Annotated in this window: 18 protein-coding genes and 1 pseudogene; 10 read left to right on the top strand and 9 right to left on the bottom strand. The window is 61.6% G+C overall.

The window, feature by feature from the left end; genetic code table 11:
• Window positions 1-182: 182 nt before the first annotated feature.
• From map to glpK, 7 genes and pseudogenes are all read right to left on the bottom strand, one after another.
• Entirely contained in the window at window positions 183-941 is a 759-nt protein-coding gene (gene map, locus RCCGE510_RS14480; protein WP_007630966.1) for a type I methionyl aminopeptidase, read from the bottom strand.
• Between the two features lie 39 nt (window positions 942-980).
• The gene (locus RCCGE510_RS14475; RefSeq protein WP_007630965.1) at window positions 981-2,042 is read right to left on the bottom strand and encodes an LLM class flavin-dependent oxidoreductase; all 1,062 of its coding nucleotides are present in this window, start codon (window positions 2,040-2,042) and stop codon (window positions 981-983) included.
• Between the two features lie 350 nt (window positions 2,043-2,392).
• Window positions 2,393-2,617: pseudogene (locus tag RCCGE510_RS14470) on the bottom strand (GIY-YIG nuclease family protein); the annotation flags it as partial.
• Between the two features lie 180 nt (window positions 2,618-2,797).
• Window positions 2,798-3,265: an SRPBCC family protein gene (locus RCCGE510_RS14465; RefSeq protein ID WP_007630961.1), complete on the bottom strand. Its 468-nt coding sequence runs from the start codon at window positions 3,263-3,265 to the stop codon at window positions 2,798-2,800.
• Between the two features lie 94 nt (window positions 3,266-3,359).
• On the bottom strand, window positions 3,360-4,619 hold the full coding sequence (locus RCCGE510_RS14460; protein ID WP_007630960.1) for an RNA polymerase sigma factor: 1,260 nt from the start codon (window positions 4,617-4,619) through the stop codon (window positions 3,360-3,362).
• On the bottom strand, window positions 4,616-4,990 hold the full coding sequence (locus tag RCCGE510_RS14455) for a YciI family protein (RefSeq protein WP_007630953.1): 375 nt from the start codon (window positions 4,988-4,990) through the stop codon (window positions 4,616-4,618). The genes RCCGE510_RS14460 and RCCGE510_RS14455 overlap by 4 nt, the downstream gene beginning before the upstream one ends.
• 111 nt (window positions 4,991-5,101) lie before the next feature.
• Window positions 5,102-6,595, bottom strand: coding sequence for a glycerol kinase GlpK (gene glpK / locus RCCGE510_RS14450; RefSeq protein WP_007630952.1), 1,494 nt, complete (start codon window positions 6,593-6,595; stop codon window positions 5,102-5,104).
• 256 nt (window positions 6,596-6,851) lie between these two features.
• Between glpK and RCCGE510_RS14445 the strand changes: the two genes are divergently transcribed.
• From RCCGE510_RS14445 to xdhC, 4 genes are all read left to right on the top strand, one after another.
• A complete protein-coding gene (locus RCCGE510_RS14445) occupies window positions 6,852-7,628 on the top strand; it encodes a 3-hydroxybutyrate dehydrogenase (RefSeq protein ID WP_007630951.1) in 777 nt (258 codons plus the stop codon).
• Window positions 7,629-7,656: 28 nt separating this feature from the next.
• Window positions 7,657-9,123: a xanthine dehydrogenase small subunit gene (xdhA, locus tag RCCGE510_RS14440; RefSeq protein WP_007630950.1), complete on the top strand. Its 1,467-nt coding sequence runs from the start codon at window positions 7,657-7,659 to the stop codon at window positions 9,121-9,123.
• A gap of 91 nt (window positions 9,124-9,214) precedes the next feature.
• Window positions 9,215-11,554: a xanthine dehydrogenase molybdopterin binding subunit gene (xdhB, locus tag RCCGE510_RS14435; protein WP_007630949.1), complete on the top strand. Its 2,340-nt coding sequence runs from the start codon at window positions 9,215-9,217 to the stop codon at window positions 11,552-11,554.
• 258 nt (window positions 11,555-11,812) lie between these two features.
• Window positions 11,813-12,628 carry a xanthine dehydrogenase accessory protein XdhC gene (xdhC, locus tag RCCGE510_RS14430; RefSeq protein ID WP_007630948.1) on the top strand — a complete coding sequence of 272 codons (816 nt, stop codon included), beginning with the start codon at window positions 11,813-11,815 and terminating at the stop codon, window positions 12,626-12,628.
• On the opposite strand, the gene RCCGE510_RS14425 is transcribed toward xdhC, so the two are convergent.
• Window positions 12,604-12,807, bottom strand: a complete 204-nt coding sequence (locus tag RCCGE510_RS14425) for a hypothetical protein (protein WP_007630947.1) — start codon at window positions 12,805-12,807, stop codon at window positions 12,604-12,606. The two genes, xdhC and RCCGE510_RS14425, sit on opposite strands and share 25 nt — an antisense overlap.
• A 101-nt stretch (window positions 12,808-12,908) precedes the next feature.
• Here RCCGE510_RS14425 and gcvA point away from each other — a divergent pair, with 101 nt between their 5' ends.
• Window positions 12,909-13,805, top strand: a complete 897-nt coding sequence (gene gcvA, locus RCCGE510_RS14420) for a transcriptional regulator GcvA (protein WP_007630945.1) — start codon at window positions 12,909-12,911, stop codon at window positions 13,803-13,805.
• 52 nt (window positions 13,806-13,857) lie between these two features.
• Here the strand turns inward: gcvA and RCCGE510_RS14415 are convergent, their stop codons facing one another.
• Window positions 13,858-14,190 carry a hypothetical protein gene (locus RCCGE510_RS14415; protein ID WP_007630944.1) on the bottom strand — a complete coding sequence of 111 codons (333 nt, stop codon included), beginning with the start codon at window positions 14,188-14,190 and terminating at the stop codon, window positions 13,858-13,860.
• 288 nt (window positions 14,191-14,478) lie between these two features.
• On the opposite strand from RCCGE510_RS14415, the gene puuD reads away from it, so the two are divergent.
• The 5 genes from puuD to RCCGE510_RS14390 all read left to right on the top strand — a co-directional run bounded on the left by puuD (window position 14,479) and on the right by RCCGE510_RS14390 (window position 18,996).
• Window positions 14,479-15,717, top strand: a complete 1,239-nt coding sequence (gene puuD / locus RCCGE510_RS14410; RefSeq protein ID WP_007630943.1) for a urate hydroxylase PuuD — start codon at window positions 14,479-14,481, stop codon at window positions 15,715-15,717.
• Entirely contained in the window at window positions 15,714-17,054 is a 1,341-nt protein-coding gene (gene guaD, locus RCCGE510_RS14405) for a guanine deaminase (RefSeq protein WP_007630942.1), read from the top strand. The genes puuD and guaD overlap by 4 nt, the downstream gene beginning before the upstream one ends.
• 12 nt (window positions 17,055-17,066) lie before the next feature.
• A complete protein-coding gene (locus RCCGE510_RS14400; protein WP_007630940.1) occupies window positions 17,067-17,387 on the top strand; it encodes a type II toxin-antitoxin system HigB family toxin in 321 nt (106 codons plus the stop codon).
• Entirely contained in the window at window positions 17,380-17,754 is a 375-nt protein-coding gene (locus tag RCCGE510_RS14395; RefSeq protein ID WP_007630938.1) for a helix-turn-helix domain-containing protein, read from the top strand. Before RCCGE510_RS14400 ends, RCCGE510_RS14395 begins: the two co-directional genes overlap by 8 nt.
• Window positions 17,755-17,829: 75 nt before the next feature.
• Window positions 17,830-18,996, top strand: coding sequence for an alpha-hydroxy acid oxidase (locus tag RCCGE510_RS14390; RefSeq protein ID WP_007630937.1), 1,167 nt, complete (start codon window positions 17,830-17,832; stop codon window positions 18,994-18,996).
• Window positions 18,997-19,008: the final 12 nt, after the last annotated feature.

Raw genomic sequence — 19,008 nt, 5'->3', positions numbered from 1 at the left:
CCCCAACAACACGGTTGCTGAGGTGCCCCGCAGGGGCCTCGAAGGACGAGGCGGGTGTGCTGATGCTGGATGATGCAAGAATCAACGTTGCGGCGTGCTTCGAGGCTCCGCCTGCGGGCTGCGCACCTCAGCATGAGGGGTTTTGGAGACTGCCGCACGGAGGAAAAGCTCCGCAAGCCGCCCTACGCCCGAGCATCCGGCAAGGTCAGCACCACCGGCCCGTTGCGCGTCGCAACCACCGTGTGTTCATATTGTACGGTCGGCGCTTTTGGATCGGCATAGAGCGTCCACGCATCGTCGCCGCCCTCAGCCCATGTCGCGCCGAGCGACAGGAACGGTTCGACGGTAAAGACGAGACCTTCCGTCATCATGCGTTTTTCGGAAGGGTCGGGCCAGGTCGAGAGCTCTGCCGGCTCCTCGTGCAGCGAGCGGCCGACGCCATGGCTCGCCAGATTGGCGACCAGCGTATAGCGGTTCTTTTGCGCAAAGGCGCCGACGGCGGTGCCGATCTTTGCGAGCGGCTCGCCGGATTTCACCTGGTTGAGGCCGGCCCAGAGCGCTCGCTTGCCATCGCGGCAGAGCCGCTCGATCTTTGGCTTGACCGGCGGCATCGCGAAGGAGGCGCCGGTATCGGCAAAGAAGCCGTCCTTCTCAGCCGAAACATCGATATTGATGAGGTCGCCGGCGCGGATGACGCGCGGCCCGGGAATGCCGTGGGCGATTTCCTCATTGATGCTGATGCAGGTGGCGCCGGGAAACTGATAGCAGAACTCCGGCGCCGAGCGCGCGCCTGAATCCTCGAGTACCTTGCGGCCGATCCGGTCGAGTTCCAACGTCGTCATGCCGGGCTCCATCGCCGTCGCCATCACCTGGATGGCGTTGGCGCAGATGCGGCCGATCTCCTTGAGCTTCGCCAGTTCGTCGTCGTTTGCGATAACCATTCGTCTATTCCGGCCTTGCGCGGAACGGCCACGGCCGCCTCAAGCTGTGGCTTTCGCCCCTTGCCCGCTTTCAGTCAACGCCTTTCTGACGATCGGCGCGACTTTCGTCCCGTAAAGCTCGATGCCGCGCATGATCGCGGCATGCGGCATCAACCCGATCGCCATCTGCAGCAGGAAGCGGTCGTTCTTGAACAGTGCATGATGGGCAATGATCTTTTCGGCGACCGTCTCGGGATCGCCGAGGAAAAGCGCGCCGCTCGGCCCGCGCGACATGTCGAACTGCGCCCGGCTCGTTGGCCCCCAGCCGCGCTCGCGCCCGATGCGGTTCATCACTTCGGCCTGTGGCCCGTAAAACTGATCGGCCGCAGCCTCCGTTGTATCGGCGATGAAGCCGTGAACATTGATGCTGGTCTTCAGCTTCGCCTGATCCTCGCCTGCCCGGCGCGCGGCCTCGCGATAGAGATCGAAAAGCGGCGCAAAACGGCGCGGCTCGCCGCCGATGATCGCCAACGCCACCGGCAGGCCGAGCGCCCCGGCGCGCGCCACCGACTGCGGCGTGCCGCCGACCGCGACCCACAGCGGCAGCCGGTCTTGAAGCGGCCTGGGATAGACGCCGCGCCCGTTAATCGCGGCGCGAAGCTCGCCCTTCCACTCCACCACCTCGCTATCGCGCAGCGCCAGCAGCAGATCGAGCTTCTCTTCAAAGAGCTGATCGTAATCCTCGAGATTGTAGCCGAATAGCGGGAAGGACTCGATGAAGGAGCCGCGCCCCGCCATGATCTCTGCCCGGCCGTTGGAAATCAGATCGAGCGTCGAAAACTGCTGGAAGACGCGTACCGGATCATCGGAAGAAAGCACGGTGACCGCACTTGTCAGCCGGATATTCCTCGTCTTGACCGCCGCCGCCGCCAGCACGACGGCGGGAACCGACGCCGCGTAATCCGGGCGATGATGTTCGCCGAGCCCGAAGACGTCGAGCCCCACCTGATCTGCAAGCTCGATCTCCTCGATCAGATGCTTCAGCCGCTCCGCCCCTTCCGCGCCTTTGCTGCGGGATGGATTGGGATTGACGTCGGCAAATGTATAAAGGCCCAGTTCCATTGTCAGCATCCTGTTGAATTCTGCCAGGAGATAAGGATCACCGAGACGGAGCGCAAATACAAACTCTGGAACGGAATGTTCGAAAAATTCGATAGCGACGCGGCGTCCGATGGCAGCGTGGCCAAGAGTTTTTGCGCCGTAGACACGCGCTGCTGGATTCCTGTGACGAGCACAGGAATGAGGGAGCAATTGGCAGCAACCACGAACCTATATCCCCTTATCGTTCAGAGCATTGTATGGATACGTCGTCCTGGGGAAACGGTTGTAGTTTAGCTCGTCGAACACCAAAAACTCCCTCATTCCTGTGCTCGTCACAGGAATCCAGCAGTCGCGCGTCCGCGCGACGAGAACTTCCACTGCCGCGGCCATTTTTTAATCGTCTTTTCACGCGTAATCGCCGCCGTTAGCAGGTCGTGCTCCTCGAACCACACCAGCGTCTTCACGCCATACCTCGACGTGAAGCCTGGCGTCAGTGCATTCTGATGCGCATATAGCCGCCCGGCTAGGTCTCGGGTCACGCCGGTATAGAGCGTGCCGTTGCGTGCGGATGCGAGGATGTAAACGTATCCCTTCATGTCGGCAGATTGGCACAGGATACATCCTGCGTCGACATTGACGCCGCCATTACCCGACCACCAATTCGAACCTGAAATCAACGACTTCGAAGTGCCGGCGGAATCTTTTTCCAAGCCGCCTCAAATCGCACTTGAAGCATCGGGACGGCACAGCCTTGCCACGCCGCCCCGTCCCATCGCTCACATCTTCGCCAGCAGCTCAGCCAGTTGGTCTGCAGCCTTGCCCCATCCTTCGTGGAAACCCATCTTCTCATGCGTTTCCTTGTCCTCGGCGCGCCAGTGCAGCGCCTTGGCCGTATATTTCGTGCGGCCATTGCCGAGATCCTCGAGCAGGATGACACCGGTGAAGAAAGGTTTCTCGGCAGGCTCCCAGGCGCTTGTATAGGCATCGGTGAAAACGATCTTCTCGTTCTTGACGATCTCGAGATAGACGCCGCGGTTCGGGTATTGATTGCCCTCGGGATCTTGCATGACGATGACGCTGGACCCGCCGGCGCGGACGTCGAGCGTTGCTTCCGCCACACCCCAGGGGCGCGGCACGAACCACTGTTTCATGAGATCGGGATCGGTCCACGCCTTGTAGATCTTCTCGCGCGGCGCGTCGAATTCGCGAACGAGGACGAGTTCATGTTGCGTGCTGGCGGTCATTTGGCATCTCTCCAATTGAATGAAACCTGCTTCCAGGTTGTTGCAAGGACGTGCAGAAATTTGCCGTTCCGACAGCGTGCCGATTTTTCCTGATTTATTCTGCGACCGGCTGCGCCGCCTCTTCCTTCATTTTGTCGATCTGCCGGCGGATATGGGCCGCCTCAGCGGCCGAATGGGCAAGCGCAATGGCGCGGTCGAAGGCTTCGCGCGCCTGGCAGGTCAAGCCGAGCTGCTTCAGCAGACCGCCTCGCAGGCCGTGATAGTAGAAATAGCCGCCGAGCTTCTCGCCAAGCGGGTCGATCAGATCGAGCGCATCCTGCGGCCCCTGCAGTTTGGAAACCACCACAGCACGATTGAGCGTCACGACAGGGGAGGGCTGGAGACGCTCCAACGCGCGGTAGAGCAGATCGATCTCCACCCAGTCGGTGTCTTCGGCGCGTTTTGCCCGGGAATGAACAGCCGCGATAGCCGCCTGCAGCTGATAGGGGCCGGGCCGACGGTGCCGCAGCGCCTTGTCGAGCAGCGCCAAGGCCTCGTTGATGAAGGGCTGGCTCCAGAGCGAGCGGTCCTGATCTTCGAGCAGCACGATCTCGTCCTCGGCGCTGAAGCGTGCAGGCCGGCGCGAGATCTGCAGAAGCATCAGCGCAAGCAGCCCCATCAGTTCCGGTTCGGAGGGAAAGATATGCAGCATCAGGCGTGCCAGCCGGATCGCCTCGTCGCTGAAGGCGGCCGCCTCATGCTTCGGATCGGCCTGGCTGTAGCCCTCGTTGAAGACCAGATAGATCATCGTGCTGACGATCGAGAGCCGCTCAGCCCTTTCCCCAGGGCTCGGCGTTTCGAACGGCACGCCGGCCTTGGCGACCCGTGCCTTTCCCCGGGTGATGCGCTGCTCCATGGCGCTTTCCGACACGAGGAAGGCGCGCGCGATCTGCGGCACCGAAAGGCCGGAGACGATGCGCAGCGCCAGCGCGATCTGCTGGGTCGCCGGCAGATCCGGATGGCAGCAGATGAACAGTAGCCGCAGGATATCGTCGCGATAGTGGGAATCGTCCAGCCGCTCGGCGATATCGCTTTCTGCATCCTCCGTATCGGAGATTGTCTCTTCATCCGGCAGGGCCTGGGTCTTCGCCCGCTTGCGCACCGCGTCGATGCCGCTGTTGCGGCCGACGAAGATCAGCCAGGCTGTGGGATCACGTGGCGGCCCTTTCTCCGGCCATGTCCGGATCGCCCTCAGACATGCCTCCTGAAACGCCTCTTCCGCGGTATCGAGATTGCGGAAGTAGCGCAGCAGCGCGCCGAGCGCCTTCGGGCGAGCCGATGCAAGCGCGAGGTCGATCCAGGCAATGTCTGTCATGATGAAGCATCTCCGGGCCTGAAGACGTAGAAAGGCCGAATTTCGTAAGAGGAGGAACCTGGATTGACGGATGAAAGCTGCTTCGAGAAGGCGATCGCCTCATCGAGCGTTTCGAAGTCGACCACATAGAAGCCGAGAAGCGCCTCCTTCGTTTCCGCGAACGGACCGTCAATGACCAAGGCCTCGTCCTTGCCCTTGCGCACCGTCGTCGCCGCCGTCGTCGGCATCAGCCGGCCAACGGGGCCGAGTTTTCCGGCTGCGGCAAGCGGCTCCTGCACGGCATAGAGCTTCTCCATGACGGCAGCCTCCTCCTCCTTGCTCCAGGCGAAGACGGTTTCCTCATGGGCGTAACAAAGGATTGCATAAAGCATCGGGTCACTCCTCTTTCCGAATGACGAAGGAGTAACCGCTTAGCCGACAGGCCGCATCAAATAATTATCGTGGTCAGCTGCGCGCGACGGCGCGGCGGTTGCAATTGAAGGCTAGCCCTCGCTCAGCGTCCGCTTGACCGCGTTCTTCCATCCCTTGAGCTTGGCCGCCCGCACCTTCTCATCCATATCGGGTTCGAAACGCCGATCCCGCTTCCACGTCGCCGAAAAACCGTCTCTGTCCGGCCACACCCCTGCCCGACTGCCGGCGAGCCAGGCAGCACCCAACGCCGTCGTCTCGAGAATGACCGGGCGGTCGACCGGGGCATCGAGCAGGTCGGCAAGACGCTGCATCGTCCAGTCGGAGGCGACCATGCCGCCGTCGACGCGCAGCACCGTGTCGTCGCTGCCGTTCTTCCAGTCCTTCTGCATGGCGTCGAGCAGATCGCGGGTCTGGTAGCAGACGGCTTCGAGGGCCGCCCGGGAGAGTTCCGCCGGGCCGCTGTTGCGTGTCAGCCCGAAAATCGCGCCGCGCGCCTTGGCATCCCAATGCGGCGCGCCAAGCCCGGTGAAGGCGGGCACGAGATAGACCTCCTGCGTCGGATCGGCTCGTTCGGCAAGAGCGTTGGTCTCGGCGGCGCTGCCGATGATACCGAGCCCGTCTCGCAGCCATTGCACCGCCGCGCCGGCGATGAAGATCGAGCCTTCCAATGCATAGGTCGTCTCGCCGTTCAGGCGATAGGCGATGGTAGTCAGCAGCCGGTTTTTCGAACGCACCATATCGGCGCCGGTGTTGAGCAACGCGAAACAGCCGGTGCCGTAGGTCGATTTCAGCATACCCGGCTGAAAACACGCCTGGCCGATAGTAGCCGCCTGCTGGTCGCCTGCGACACCGAGGATCGGGATTGCAGCGCCGAAGATCGCAGGATCGACCGTGCCGAAATCGGCGGCGCAATCCTTGACCTCCGGCAGCATGGCGGCCGGCACGCGCAGAATATCGAGTAGATCCTCGTCCCAGGCGTTTTCGGCGATGTTGTACATCAGCGTGCGCGAGGCGTTGGTAGCGTCGGTGACGAAGCTCTTGCCGCCGGTCAGCCGCCAGATCAGGAAGGTATCGATCGTGCCGAAGCAGAGATCGCCCCTGGCGGCGCGCGCCCTGGCGCCCTTGACGTTTGCGAGCATCCAGGAAAGCTTGGTGCCGGAAAAATAAGGATCGAGGATCAGGCCGGTCTTCTTCGTGAAAAGCCGCTCAAGGTCCTGTCGCTTGAGATTGTCGCAATAGCTTGCCGTGCGCCGGTCCTGCCAAACGATGGCATTCTGGATCGGCCGGCCCGTCTCGCGCTCCCAGACGACGACAGTCTCGCGCTGGTTGGTAATGCCGAGCGCCGAAATATCCTTGGCGGTAATTCCCGCATCGCGCAGTGCCATATTGACGGTGGAGACGACGGAATCCCAGATTTCCTCAGGATCGTGCTCGACCCAGCCGGAGCGCGGATAAATCTGGGTGAATTCCTGCTGGCCCTTGCCGGCGACATGCATGTCGCCGTCGAAGACGATCGCCCGCGTCGATGTCGTTCCCTGGTCAATCGCCAGAACGTATCCACTCATGCAGTTCCCTCCCGCTAGAGCAATTCCAGCTAAAGTGCGCAGCGGTTTTGCGTCCGGAATTGCGTGAAACAAAGAGATAGATCATTTCCGTGATTCGGAGAAAAACGGAAATGCTCCATGTCGATTATCGTGACAAATCAATAGGACGGCGATGCGGGTGAGAAAAGCGAATAAAGCGGAATTGCCAGCCCGCCGGCTTTGGGCATAACCTCGCCACCAACGTTGCAACGCAGCATCGCGATGTCAGGAGAACAGCATGAGCAGATCAGTCGTCGTTACCGGTTCCACCAGCGGCATCGGCCTAGCGATCGCTACCGCCTTTGCCGAAACCGGCGACAACGTCGTCATCAACGGATTCGGAAATGCCGATGAAATCAAGGCGATCGTCGCGCGGCTTGAATCAGTGTCGAAGGGCCGGGCGATCTATCACCCGGCCGACATGACGAAGCCCGGCGAGATCGCCGACCTGATCGAAACGGCAGCGAAGAACTTCGGCACCGTCGACGTTCTGGTCAACAATGCCGGCATCCAGCATGTCGAAAAGATCGAGGATTTCCCGATCGAGAAATGGGACCAGATCATCGCCATCAACCTGTCGAGCTCCTTTCACACCATGCGCGCCGCCATCCCGCTGATGAAGGCGAAGAAGCATGGCCGCATCATCAACATCGCCTCGGCCCACGGCCTCGTCGCCTCCCCCTTCAAATCCGCCTATGTCGCGGCAAAACATGGTATATTGGGCCTCACCAAGACCGCGGCACTGGAGCTTGCCGAATTCGGCGTGACCGTGAACGCCATCTGCCCTGGTTACGTGCTGACGCCGCTCGTCGAAAAGCAGATACCGGATACCGCCAAGGCCCGCGGCATGACCGAGGAACAGGTAAAGAGCGAGGTTATCCTCAAGGCGCAGCCCACCCGTGAATTCGTCAAGGCCGAGGAAATCGGTGCACTGTCGCTTTACCTCGCCAGCGACTCCGCCCGCCAGGTGACCGGAACGCACATCTCGATTGACGGTGGCTGGACGGCGGCTTAACCATTTGGAAAAAACAACCGGGAATATCATGAACGACAGCATCCGCTTCATCCTGAATGGCCAGGACATCGCACTCACCGATGTCGGGCCGACCGAGACGCTTCTCGATTTTCTGCGGTTGCGGCAACGGCTGACGGGCACCAAGGAAGGATGTGCGGAAGGCGATTGCGGCGCCTGCACCGTGCTCGTCGGGCGGCTCGCCGACGGCAAGCTCGCCTATGAATCGGTCAACGCCTGCATCCGGTTCTTAGGTTCGCTGCACGCCACCCATGTGGTGACGGTCGAGCATCTCGCCGGCCGGGACGGCGCACTGCACCCGGTGCAGCAGGCGCTGGTCGATTGCCACGGCTCGCAATGCGGTTTCTGCACCCCGGGCTTCGTCATGTCGCTCTATGGCATGTGGTTGACGAAGGAAAAGCCCGGCCGCCAGGAAATCGAAAAGGCCTTGCAAGGCAATCTCTGTCGCTGCACTGGCTATGAGCCGATCGTCAAGGCTGCCGAGCAGGTGAGCCTGATGCGGCCAAGTGCGCTCTTCGACCCGCTAGAGCGAACGCGCTCGGAAATCGTCGCGCGGCTCTGGGCCATGCAGGCGAGCGGCACCATCAGGATTGCCAGCGGCGAAGACCGCCTGATCGTGCCCGCTTCTGTTCAAGCGCTGGCCGAGGTCCTTTCACAGGAGCCCGACGCAATCGTCGTCGCGGGCGCGACGGATGTCGGCCTCTGGGTAACGAAGCAGATGCGACGGCTGAACCCGGTCGTCTTCATCAATCATCTGAGCGAATTGCAGTCGATTGGGGAAGGCGAGGACGGCGTCACCATCGGCGCCGGCGTCAGCTACAGCAGGGCCTTCGCGGCGATTTCCAAGAAAATCCCGGCGCTCGGGCGGCTGATCGATCGCATCGGTGGCGAGCAGGTGCGCAACATGGGCACGATCGGCGGCAACATCGCCAACGGCTCGCCGATCGGCGACAGCCCGCCGCCGCTGATCGCGCTCGGGGCGACGCTGACGCTGCGGTCGCTGCAAGGCCAGCGCAGAATGCCGCTCGAGGATTTCTTCATCGCCTATGGCAGACAGGACCGGAAGCCGGGCGAGTTTGTCGAGAGCGTCTTCGTGCCCTATCCCGCCGATACGAGCCATTTTGCTGCCTACAAAATCACCAAGCGCCGCGACGAGGATATCACCGCCGTGCTCGGCGCCTTCCTGCTGACGCTCGACGAAGCCGAGATGATCACCGACATCCGCATCGCCTTCGGCGGCATGGCGGCGACGCCGAAACGCGCTCCGACCGTCGAGGCCGCGCTGATCGGCAAACCCTGGACGGAAGCGACGATCGAGGCCGCCCGCCCCGCTTTCGACACCGACTACCAGCCGCTGACCGACTGGCGCGCCACGGCGGAATACCGCCAGCTGACGGCAAAGAACCTACTGACGCGGTTCTACCTGGAAACGGTGGGCGCACCGCAGGAGTTGAAACGGTTCGAGGAGGTGGCGTGATGGAGAAGTCAACCGTTGGTGCCAGCCGCCCCCCTCATCCGCGAGCGCCCGGAGCGCCTGCGACGGGCAATCTACCGGCAGGAAGACGCTAATGGACAAGTCCACCTTCGAAGACCGTAAGGTCATCATTTCAGGCCCGATGCACGCCTCGCTGCGGCATGATTCAGCACATAAGCATGTGACCGGAACCGCCGATTATATCGACGATATCCCCGAACCCGCCGGCCTGCTGCACGGCGCCCTCGGCCTCTCCGACCGAGCGCATGCCGAAATCGCCGGCATCGATCTTTCCGCGGTCGCCGCCTATCCCGGCGTCGTCTGGGTCATCACCGGCAAGGACGTGCCGGGCGTCAACGACGTCAGCTCCAACGGCAGCCATGACGAACCGCTGCTTGCCGAAACCAAGGTCGAATTCCACGGCCAGCCGATCTTTGCCGTCATCGCCGAAACGCGCGATGCGGCCCGCCGGGCCGCACGGCTGGCGAAGATCGACTATCGCGACCTGCCGCACTGGAGCGATATCGACGGCGCGCTCGCCAATGGCAGCCCGCTGGTCATCACCCCAATGACGCTCCAGCGCGGCGAGCCTCAAGTGGAAATGCCGAATGCCGCCATGCGGCTGAAGGGCCGGATGCGCATCGGCGGCCAGGAGCATTTCTACCTCGAAGGCCATATTGCCGTGGCCATCCCCGGCGAAGACGACGAGGTCACCGTCTGGTCATCGACGCAGCATCCGAGCGAGATCCAGCATATTGTCGGCCACGTGCTCGATATCCCTTCCAACGCCGTAACCGTCAACGTCCGCCGCATGGGCGGCGGTTTCGGCGGCAAGGAGACGCAGGGCAATCAGTTCGCAGCGCTTGCGGCGATTGCCGCCAAGAAGCTCGGCCGCGCCATCAAATTCCGCCCTGACCGCGACGAGGACATGAGCGCCACCGGCAAGCGCCATGATTTCCTCGTCGATTACGAGGTGGGCTTCGATGCCGAAGGCCGCATCCATGCGGTCGATGCAACATATGCGGCGCGCTGCGGCTTCTCCTCGGATCTCTCGGGACCGGTGACCGACCGTGCCCTCTTCCACGCCGATTCCAGCTATTTCTACCCGCATGTGCATCTCCAGTCGAAACCGCTGAAAACCCACACCGTCTCCAACACCGCCTTCCGCGGCTTCGGCGGACCGCAGGGCATGCTCGGCGCCGAGCGCTTCATCGAAGAAATCGCCTATGCCCTCGGCAAGGATCCGCTCGATATCCGCAAGTTGAATTTCTACGGCCAGCCGGGCTCCGGGCGTACGCTCACCCCCTACCATCAGGAGGTCGAGGACAACATTATCGCTCGCCTCGTCGAGGAACTGGAGGAAACCGCCGAATACCGTGCGCGCCGCAATGCCATTATCGCCTTCAACCGCGACAGCCGTTACATCAAAAAAGGCATCGCGCTGACGCCGGTCAAATTCGGCATTTCCTTCACCATGACCGCCTTCAACCAGGCCGGCGCCCTCGTCCATATCTATCAGGACGGCTCGATCCACCTGAACCATGGCGGCACCGAAATGGGCCAGGGCCTCTATACCAAGGTGGCGCAGGTGCTGGCCGACAGCTTCCAGGTCGATATCTCTAGGGTGAAGATCACCGCGACAACGACGGCCAAGGTTCCCAACACATCTGCCACCGCGGCCTCCTCCGGCTCGGACTTGAACGGCATGGCCGCCTTCGACGCCGCCCGCCAGATCAAGGAACGTCTGGTGGCGTTTGCCGCCGAAAAATGGGATTTGGCGCCGGCCGACATCGTCTTCCTACCGAACCGCGTGCGCGTCGGCGAGATCGAGATCCCCTTTCCCGATTTCATCAAGCAGGCCTATTTCGCCCGCGTCCAGCTGTCCGCCGCCGGTTTCTACAAAACGCCGAAGATCCATTGGGACCGCAAAGCCGGCCGCGGCACGCCCTTCTATTATTTCGCTTACGGCGCCTCCTGCACCGAGGTCTCGATCGACACGCTGACCGGCGAATATTTGATCGACCGTACCGATATCCTCCACGATGTCGGCCGCTCGCTGAACCCGGCAATCGACATGGGCCAAGTCGAGGGCGCCTTCGTGCAGGGCCTGGGCTGGCTGACGACGGAAGAGCTTTGGTGGGACGACAAGGGCCGGCTGCGCACCCACGCTCCCTCGACCTACAAGATCCCGCTCGCTTCCGACCGCCCGAAAATCTTCAACGTCCGCCTCGCCGAATGGTCGGAGAACACCGAGGCCACCATCGGCCGCTCCAAGGCCGTCGGCGAACCACCCTTCATGCTGGCGATCTCGGTGCTGGAAGCGCTATCGATGGCGGTCGCAAGTGTCGCGGATTACAAAATCTGCCCAAGGCTCGATGCTCCGGCGACGCCGGAGCGGGTCCTGATGGCGGTGGAGCGGATGAAGCGGGTGTAGGATGGGGTCGACTGGTTTGTTGCATGAGCAGGACTGGCGGAGCGGGTGGCACCCCCCTCTGTCCTGCCGGACATCTCCCCCACAAGGGGGGAGATCGGCAAAAGGTTGGATCATTGCTCCCCATCTGCCCTGTCGGAGTAGCAGCGCTTTAGTTGTTTGGGGAAACCGTCAACTCCATCCAATCTCCCCCCTTGTGGGGGAGATGTCCGGCAGGACAGAGGGGGGTAACACAGCCACTTACCTATCAGCCATCTCCCTATGACCGACCTCCCGACCTTCCTCGCCGCCAACCCCGACAGCATCCTCATCGACATCACCGGCACACAAGGCTCTACCCCACGCGAGACCGGCGCCTACATGCTCGTCTCGCCAACCGCGTTATGGGGCACGATCGGCGGCGGGCAGTTCGAGTTCATGGCAATCGCGAATGCCCGGGAGATGCTGGGTGGAACCGGCGGAACCGCCGCCATGGATATCCCGCTCGGCCCGGAGATCGGCCAGTGCTGCGGCGGGCGTACGCAGTTGCGGTTTCGGCCGCTGACGCAGACGGTGAAAGACGAGCTCGAAGCAAAACTTGCCGGCGAGATCGAGCGTCTGCCGGAAGTCTATCTCTTCGGTGCCGGCCATGTCGGACGGGCGCTGGCCGCGGCCCTTGCGCCGCTGCCGCTGTCTGTCACCATCGTCGAAACGCGGCAGGAAGAGCTTGCCAATCTGCCGGCGGAGACAAAAACCCGGCTCGTCCCGATGCCTGAAGCACTGGTGAAGGATATTTCGGCCGGCGGCGCAGTCGTCATCCTGACGCACGACCACGCTCTGGACTTTCTCATCGCCCGCGAAGCGCTTGACAGGAGCGACCTTGCCTATACCGGCATGATCGGCTCGGCCACCAAGCGCGCCACCTTCGCAAGCTGGCTTTCCCGTGAAGGCGGCGGCGAACGCGGCTGGATCGAGCGGCTGACGCTGCCAATCGGTGGTGCCGCAGTCAGGGACAAACGACCTGAGGTGATTGCCGCCATGACCGCCGCCGAGATTTTGACGGCGCTTGACGCCTACCGCATGCGCTCGTCCTCGTAATAGGGATCGCGTCCGTCGAGGAAACCGAGATCGCGTTTGACGCGGTCCGGCGTGGCCGAAAGATCGAGCCGTGGCAGACGGCGGATATGGTCGGCGCTGCTCGTCAGCCAGCCGGCAAGGCGCCGGAAAATCTGGGTTCTCTGCTGCGGCTGGCGCCCTTCGATAGCATGGCAGTCCATGGCATCACCTCGGTGGTTTGATGGTATGAGTTGCAGTTTGCCGCCAAAAATGCTGCAATTCCAATCGAAGAACCGCCTGCCTGCATAAAGAGAACTTATCCATGAAGCTGTCGAAACAATTTCCGCTGAATGCGCTGCGCGTCTTCGAGGCCGCTGCCCGGCTCGGAAGTTTCACCAAGGCGGGCGACGAACTCGGCATGACGCAGACAGCTGTGAGCTACCAGATCAAGCTGCTGGAGGAGAATGTCGGCGAGCCGCTCTTCCTCCGGCGTCCCCGCCAGATTGCGCTGACGGAGACTGGCGAGCGGCTGGCGCCAAAGGTGACCGAAGCCTTTGCCATGCTGCACGACGCAATGGCGACGGCGCGCGACAGCGTCGAAGGCACGCTGGCCATCAGCTCGACCCACACTTTCGCCTCGAAATGGCTGGCGCCGCGCCTAGGCTCTTTCCATTTGAAACATCCGGCCATCGCGGTGCGCTTTCAGGCCAGCTCGGATATCATCGATTTTACCCGCGAGCAGATCGATGTCGGAATCCGCTGGGGCGACGGCAACTGGCCGGGACTGACGCTGCATCGGCTGATGGGGCTTGAGTTCACCCCGATGCTGAGCCCGAAACTGGCGGAATCGGCAGGCGGCATCAAGGAGCCGCGTGACCTGCTGAAGCTCGATCTCTTCGACGCCGGCGACATCTGGTGGAAACAATGGTTCGAGGCAGCCGGCATCACCGAGACCGATCTCGATAGGCGCCCGCGCAACCAGCTCGGCTCCCAGGCGGTGGAAGCCGATGCGGCGATCGCCGGCCACGGTGTCGCCATCCTCCACCCGGCCTTTTATGCAGCCGAGATCGCGCTCGGCCGGCTCTATCAGCCCTTCGAACTAACCCGCAGCGACGGCAAGGCCTACTGGCTCGTCTACCCCGAAAACCGCCGCAACGTGCCGAAGATCAAGGCCTTCCGCAACTGGATAATTGAGGAGATGAAGGCAGCCGGGAATTAGTTCATCGGGTGTCGGGGCTTGGTTCCGCCCTGTCTGATCTTTTAGTCCGGCTTCAATATCCCATCTCCGGTGCATAGAAACAGCGCGGCGTGTCCTCGTTCGGAAACAGACAGAGATGATAGTCGTTGTCACCCGATTGCATCGCCTTCGTCATCGGCAGCAGAAAGACATGAGCATGCGTAACCAGCCGATGGTCGCCGGGTAGCAGCGTCACTCGATATCCGCCCGGCGTCACCGCCACGCTTTTCGAAGGGATCATCTGGCAATCGCCACTATGACTGTCGCCGTTGCAACAATAGGGGTCATAACTCCACCCCGTCGGTGCGTCGTGAGCCGTCGCCAGCGACGCATACGCAATCATCACACACGTCAGAATGCTGCGCATGGGCATCTTCTCCGTCGATGAATGCGCCGCCGATGATCTAACGGTCCTTATTTTATTCCGGCGGCCTGCAAATAACTGTAATCGAGTCGTCGTAGTTTCAAGGTCTGCTGAATTAGTGCACCCAGCATTAGAAACAGATAATGCACAGCCTTCTCGGCAGCTTTTAGGCACGCGACCGCAGATCTGCGATGCGGCCGCGGTCGACGGCTTCGGCAAAACCGAATCTCCTCTTCCCTCCCCGCCAAAATTTCAGCAATGTCACGAGTCGGAGGAAGATAGGGGAACTCGATGTATGAATATGCCATAGCATGGGAATGGCTCGCCTTCGCGGCGCGCTGGTTTCATGTCATCACTGCGATCGCCTGGATCGGATCGTCCTTCTATTTCATCGCGCTCGATCTCGGGCTGGTGAAACGCCCGCATTTGCCGCCCGGCGCCTATGGCGAGGAATGGCAGGTCCACGGCGGCGGATTTTATCATATCCAGAAATATCTGGTGGCGCCGGCCCAGATGCCGGAGCACCTGACCTGGTTCAAATATGAGAGCTACTTCACCTGGATTTCCGGCTTCCTGATGCTGTGCATCGTCTATTATGGCGGTGCCGACCTTTTCCTCATCGATCGCCATGTGCTCGATATCAGCCCGCCCGTCGCAATCCTGATCTCGCTGGCGTCGCTAGGCCTCGGCTGGATCGTCTACGACCTGCTCTGCAAATCCCCGCTGGGCAAGAATACCTGGGGGTTGATGGCGGTGCTCTATGTCGTGCTGGTCGCCATGGCCTGGGGCTATACGCAGCTTTTCACCGGCCGCGCTGCCTTCCTGCATCTCGGCGCCTTTACCGCGACGATCATGTCGGCCAACGTCTTCATGATCATCATCCCGAACCAGAAGATCGTCGTCGCCGATCTCATCGCCGGGCGCACGCCCGATCCCAAATACGGACAGATCGCCAAGCAGCGCTCGCTGCACAACAACTACCTGACCCTGCCGGTCATCTTCTTCATGCTGTCGAACCACTATCCGTTGGCCTTCGGAACGCAATTCAACTGGGTGATCGCAGCCCTTGTCTTTCTGATGGGCGTCACTATCCGCCACTGGTTCAACACCACGCATGCCCGAAAGGGCCGGCCGACCTGGACCTGGATCGTCACCGTCGTCCTTTTCATCCTGATCATGTGGCTTTCCACCGTGCCGAAACTGCTAACCGGCGAGGTGGATGCGGCGGCGGTAGCACCGGCCTTCCAGCAATTCGCCGGTGATCCGCATTTCCCCGCCGTCAAGCAGCTGGTCTCGACGCGCTGTTCCATGTGCCATGCGGCCGAGCCCGTCTATGAGGGCATCGTCAGGCCGCCGAAGGGTGTGATGCTCGAAAACGACGCCGAAATCGCCGCCCATGCCCGCGAAATATATATACAGGCGGGCCGCAGCCATGCCATGCCGCCCGGCAACATCACGGATGTCACGCCCGACGAACGCAAGCTGCTCGTCGCCTGGTTCGAGAGCGCAGTCGAAGGCAAGAAACAATGACGACGACACTCCTGCGCGGGCGCCTACTTTTTTTCCATCGCGCGCCGCTAAGCCTCGCCGACAGCCAGAGCTATCTCTATGAGGAGGACGGCGGCCTGTTGATGACGGACGGACTGATCGCTGCGGTCGGCTCCTATGCCGACGTCAAGGCAAAAGCAGCCGAGGGCACGGCCGAGATCGACCACCGCCCGCATCTGATCATGCCCGGCTTCATCGACATGCACCTGCATTTTCCACAGATGCAGGTGATCGCCTCCTATGCCGCCAATCTGCTCGAGTGGCTGAACACCTATACCTTCCCTGAGGAATGCCGCTTCGTCGAAAGCGCGCATGCTGAAAGGATTGCCACGCATTTCTATGACGAGCTGATCCGTCACGGCACGACGACGGCGGTCGCCTATTGCTCCGTGCACAAAACCTCGGCCGACGCGTTCTTCGCCGAGGCGACGAAGCGCAATATGCGCATGGTCGGCGGCAAGGTGATGATGGACCGCAATGCCCCGCAGGGCCTGCTCGACACGCCCGAGATGGGCTATGACGAGACCCGTCAGGTAATATCGGACTGGCACGGCAAGGGCCGCAACCACGTCGCCATCACCCCGCGCTTCGCCATCACCTCGACGCCGGCGCAGATGGAAGCAACCTCAGCCCTTGCCCGCGAATTTCCCGACCTGCACATCCAGACGCATCTTTCGGAAAATCACGACGAGATCAAATTCACCTGCGAACTCTATCCCGATGCGATCGACTACACCGATATTTATGCCCGTTACGGCCTGCTCGGGCCGAAAAGCCTGTTCGGCCACGCCATTCACCTGTCAGAGCGCGAAGCCGATGTGATGAGCGAGGCGGGCGCCGTTGCCGTCCACTGCCCGACCTCGAACCTCTTCCTTGGCTCCGGCCTCTTTCCCCTTAAGGCGCTGGCGCGGCGGGAAAAGCCGGTCCGCATCGGCGTCGCCACCGATATCGGCGGCGGTTCCAGCTATTCGATGCTGAGAACCATGGACGAGGCCTACAAGATTCAGCAATTGCTCGGCGAACGGCTGAACCCGCTGGAAAGCTACTACCTGATGACCCGCGGCAATGCCGAAGCCCTGTCGCTGGCCGACCGGATCGGCACGCTGGAGCCCGGCACCGAGGCCGACCTCGTCGTGCTCGATGCGGCGGCAACACCAGCGATGGCGCTGAAGATGGAGGTGGTAAAGACGCTGCCTGAGGAGCTTTTCCTGTTGCAGACGATGGGCGACGACCGGGCAGTCATCGAGACCTATGTGGCGGGAGTTGCTCTGAAAGCGGGCTTCGGCGACACTTCCATTGCTCCCAAATTGGGAGCGTGATATGGTTTCACGATGAGAGTGATCGCCAGGCGCACTCTGACGCAATTTGTCGAAAGCCCGGACGGTAAAAAAGGCCAGGTCGCCTTGAAGGCTGCGCTCGATACGTGGTTTCACGAAGTCAGCAAGGCGGACTGGAAATCCATGTCTGATGTGAGGAAGCGATATGCCCATGCAAGTATCATCAATGCCGAGCGTATCGTCTTCAACATCAAGGGAAATGACTACCGATTGATCGTGGCTGCCGATTTCATGCGGTCGATTGTCTGGATCAAGTGGATCGGCACACATCGGGATTATGACAGGATCGACGCAGCGACGGTGGAACATGAATGAGCTGAAACCCATCCGCAATGACGATGATTACGAAAACGCGCTCCTGCTGTTGAAGCAACTCTGGGGGGCGAAAGACGGTTCGCCGGAGGCCGACAAGCTCGACATTCTGGCGACGCTGATCGATGCCTATGAAGCAGGGCGATATCCAATCGACCTACCCGATCCGATCGATGCGGTCCTTTTCCGGATGGAACAGCAGGGACTGGCGCGGAAGGACCTGGAACCTATTCTCGGCAGCCGCGGGCGTGTCGCGGAAATCCTCAATAGAAGGCGTGCGCTTTCACTCGAAATGATCCGGCGATTGCATGAACATCTCGCCATTCCGCTGGACATTCTAATTCAACCGATCCGTGGAAAAGCCGCCTGACTGCCAATTCCCCTCACACTCCCGCGAAATTCATGGTACGGCCGATAGCAGCATTCAGATGTGAAGGTTCAATTCATGGCCACGCCGCTCACCATCGCCGACCTGAAAAAGCTCGCACAGCGGCGCGTACCGAAGATGTTTTTCGATTATGCCGATTCGGGCGCCTGGACGGAGTCGACCTACGCGGCGAACGAGAGTGATTTCAGTGGGATCAAGCTGCGCCAGCGGGTGATGGTCGACATGACCGACCGCACGCTGGAAACGACGATGATCGGCCAGAAGGTGTCGATGCCGGTGGCCTTGGCGCCGACCGGCCTGACCGGCATGCAGCATGCCGATGGCGAGATGCTCGCGGCACGCGCTGCCGAGAAATTCGGCGTTCCCTTTACGCTGTCGACCATGAGCATCTGCTCTATCGAGGATGTCGCCTCGGTGACGACGCGCCCCTTCTGGTTCCAGCTCTACGTGATGCGGGACAAGGATTTCGTCCTTGGCCTCATCAACCGCGCTAAGGCCGCCAAATGTTCGGCATTGGTGCTGACATCAGACCTGCAGATCCTCGGCCAGCGCCACAAGGACCTGCGCAACGGCCTGTCGGCGCCGCCGAAATTCACCCCGAAGCATATCTGGCAGATGGCGACCCGCCCCCTCTGGTGCCTGGATATGCTGCAGACCAAGCGCCGTACCTTCGGCAACATCATCGGCCATGCGAAAAATGTCTCCAATATCACCTCGCTGGCCGCATGGACGCACGAGCAGTTCGACCCGCGGCTCTCCTGGGCCGATGTCGCCTGGATCAAGGAGCAATGGGGCGGCCCGCTGATCATCAAGGGCGTGCTCGATCCGGAGGACGCCAGGGCCGCCGCCGACACCGGCGCCGATGCGATCGTCGTCTCCAATCATGGCGGCCGCCAGCTTGACGGCGCACCCTCTTCGATCAGCATGCTGCCTGCGATCGTCGATGCCGTCGGCGATCGCATCGAGATCCATCTCGACGGCGGCATCCGCTCGGGCCAGGATGTATTGAAGGCAGTGGCGCTCGGCGCCAAGGGCACCTATATCGGCCGCCCCTTCCTCTATGGCCTCGGCGCCATGGGCAAGGAAGGCGTGTCGCTGGCGCTCGGCATCATCCGCAAGGAGATGGACATCACCATGGCGCTCTGCGGCAAACGCGACATCAACGACGTGAACGCGTCGATTATATCGGGGAAAAGCTCAAGCAGAGAAATCGGCACCGGCTGAACGCGTCGATGG

Source organism: Rhizobium sp. CCGE 510, from assembly GCF_000292525.1.
Lineage (GTDB): Bacteria > Pseudomonadota > Alphaproteobacteria > Rhizobiales > Rhizobiaceae > Rhizobium.
This window is presented reverse-complemented; position numbering and strand designations above follow the sequence as displayed.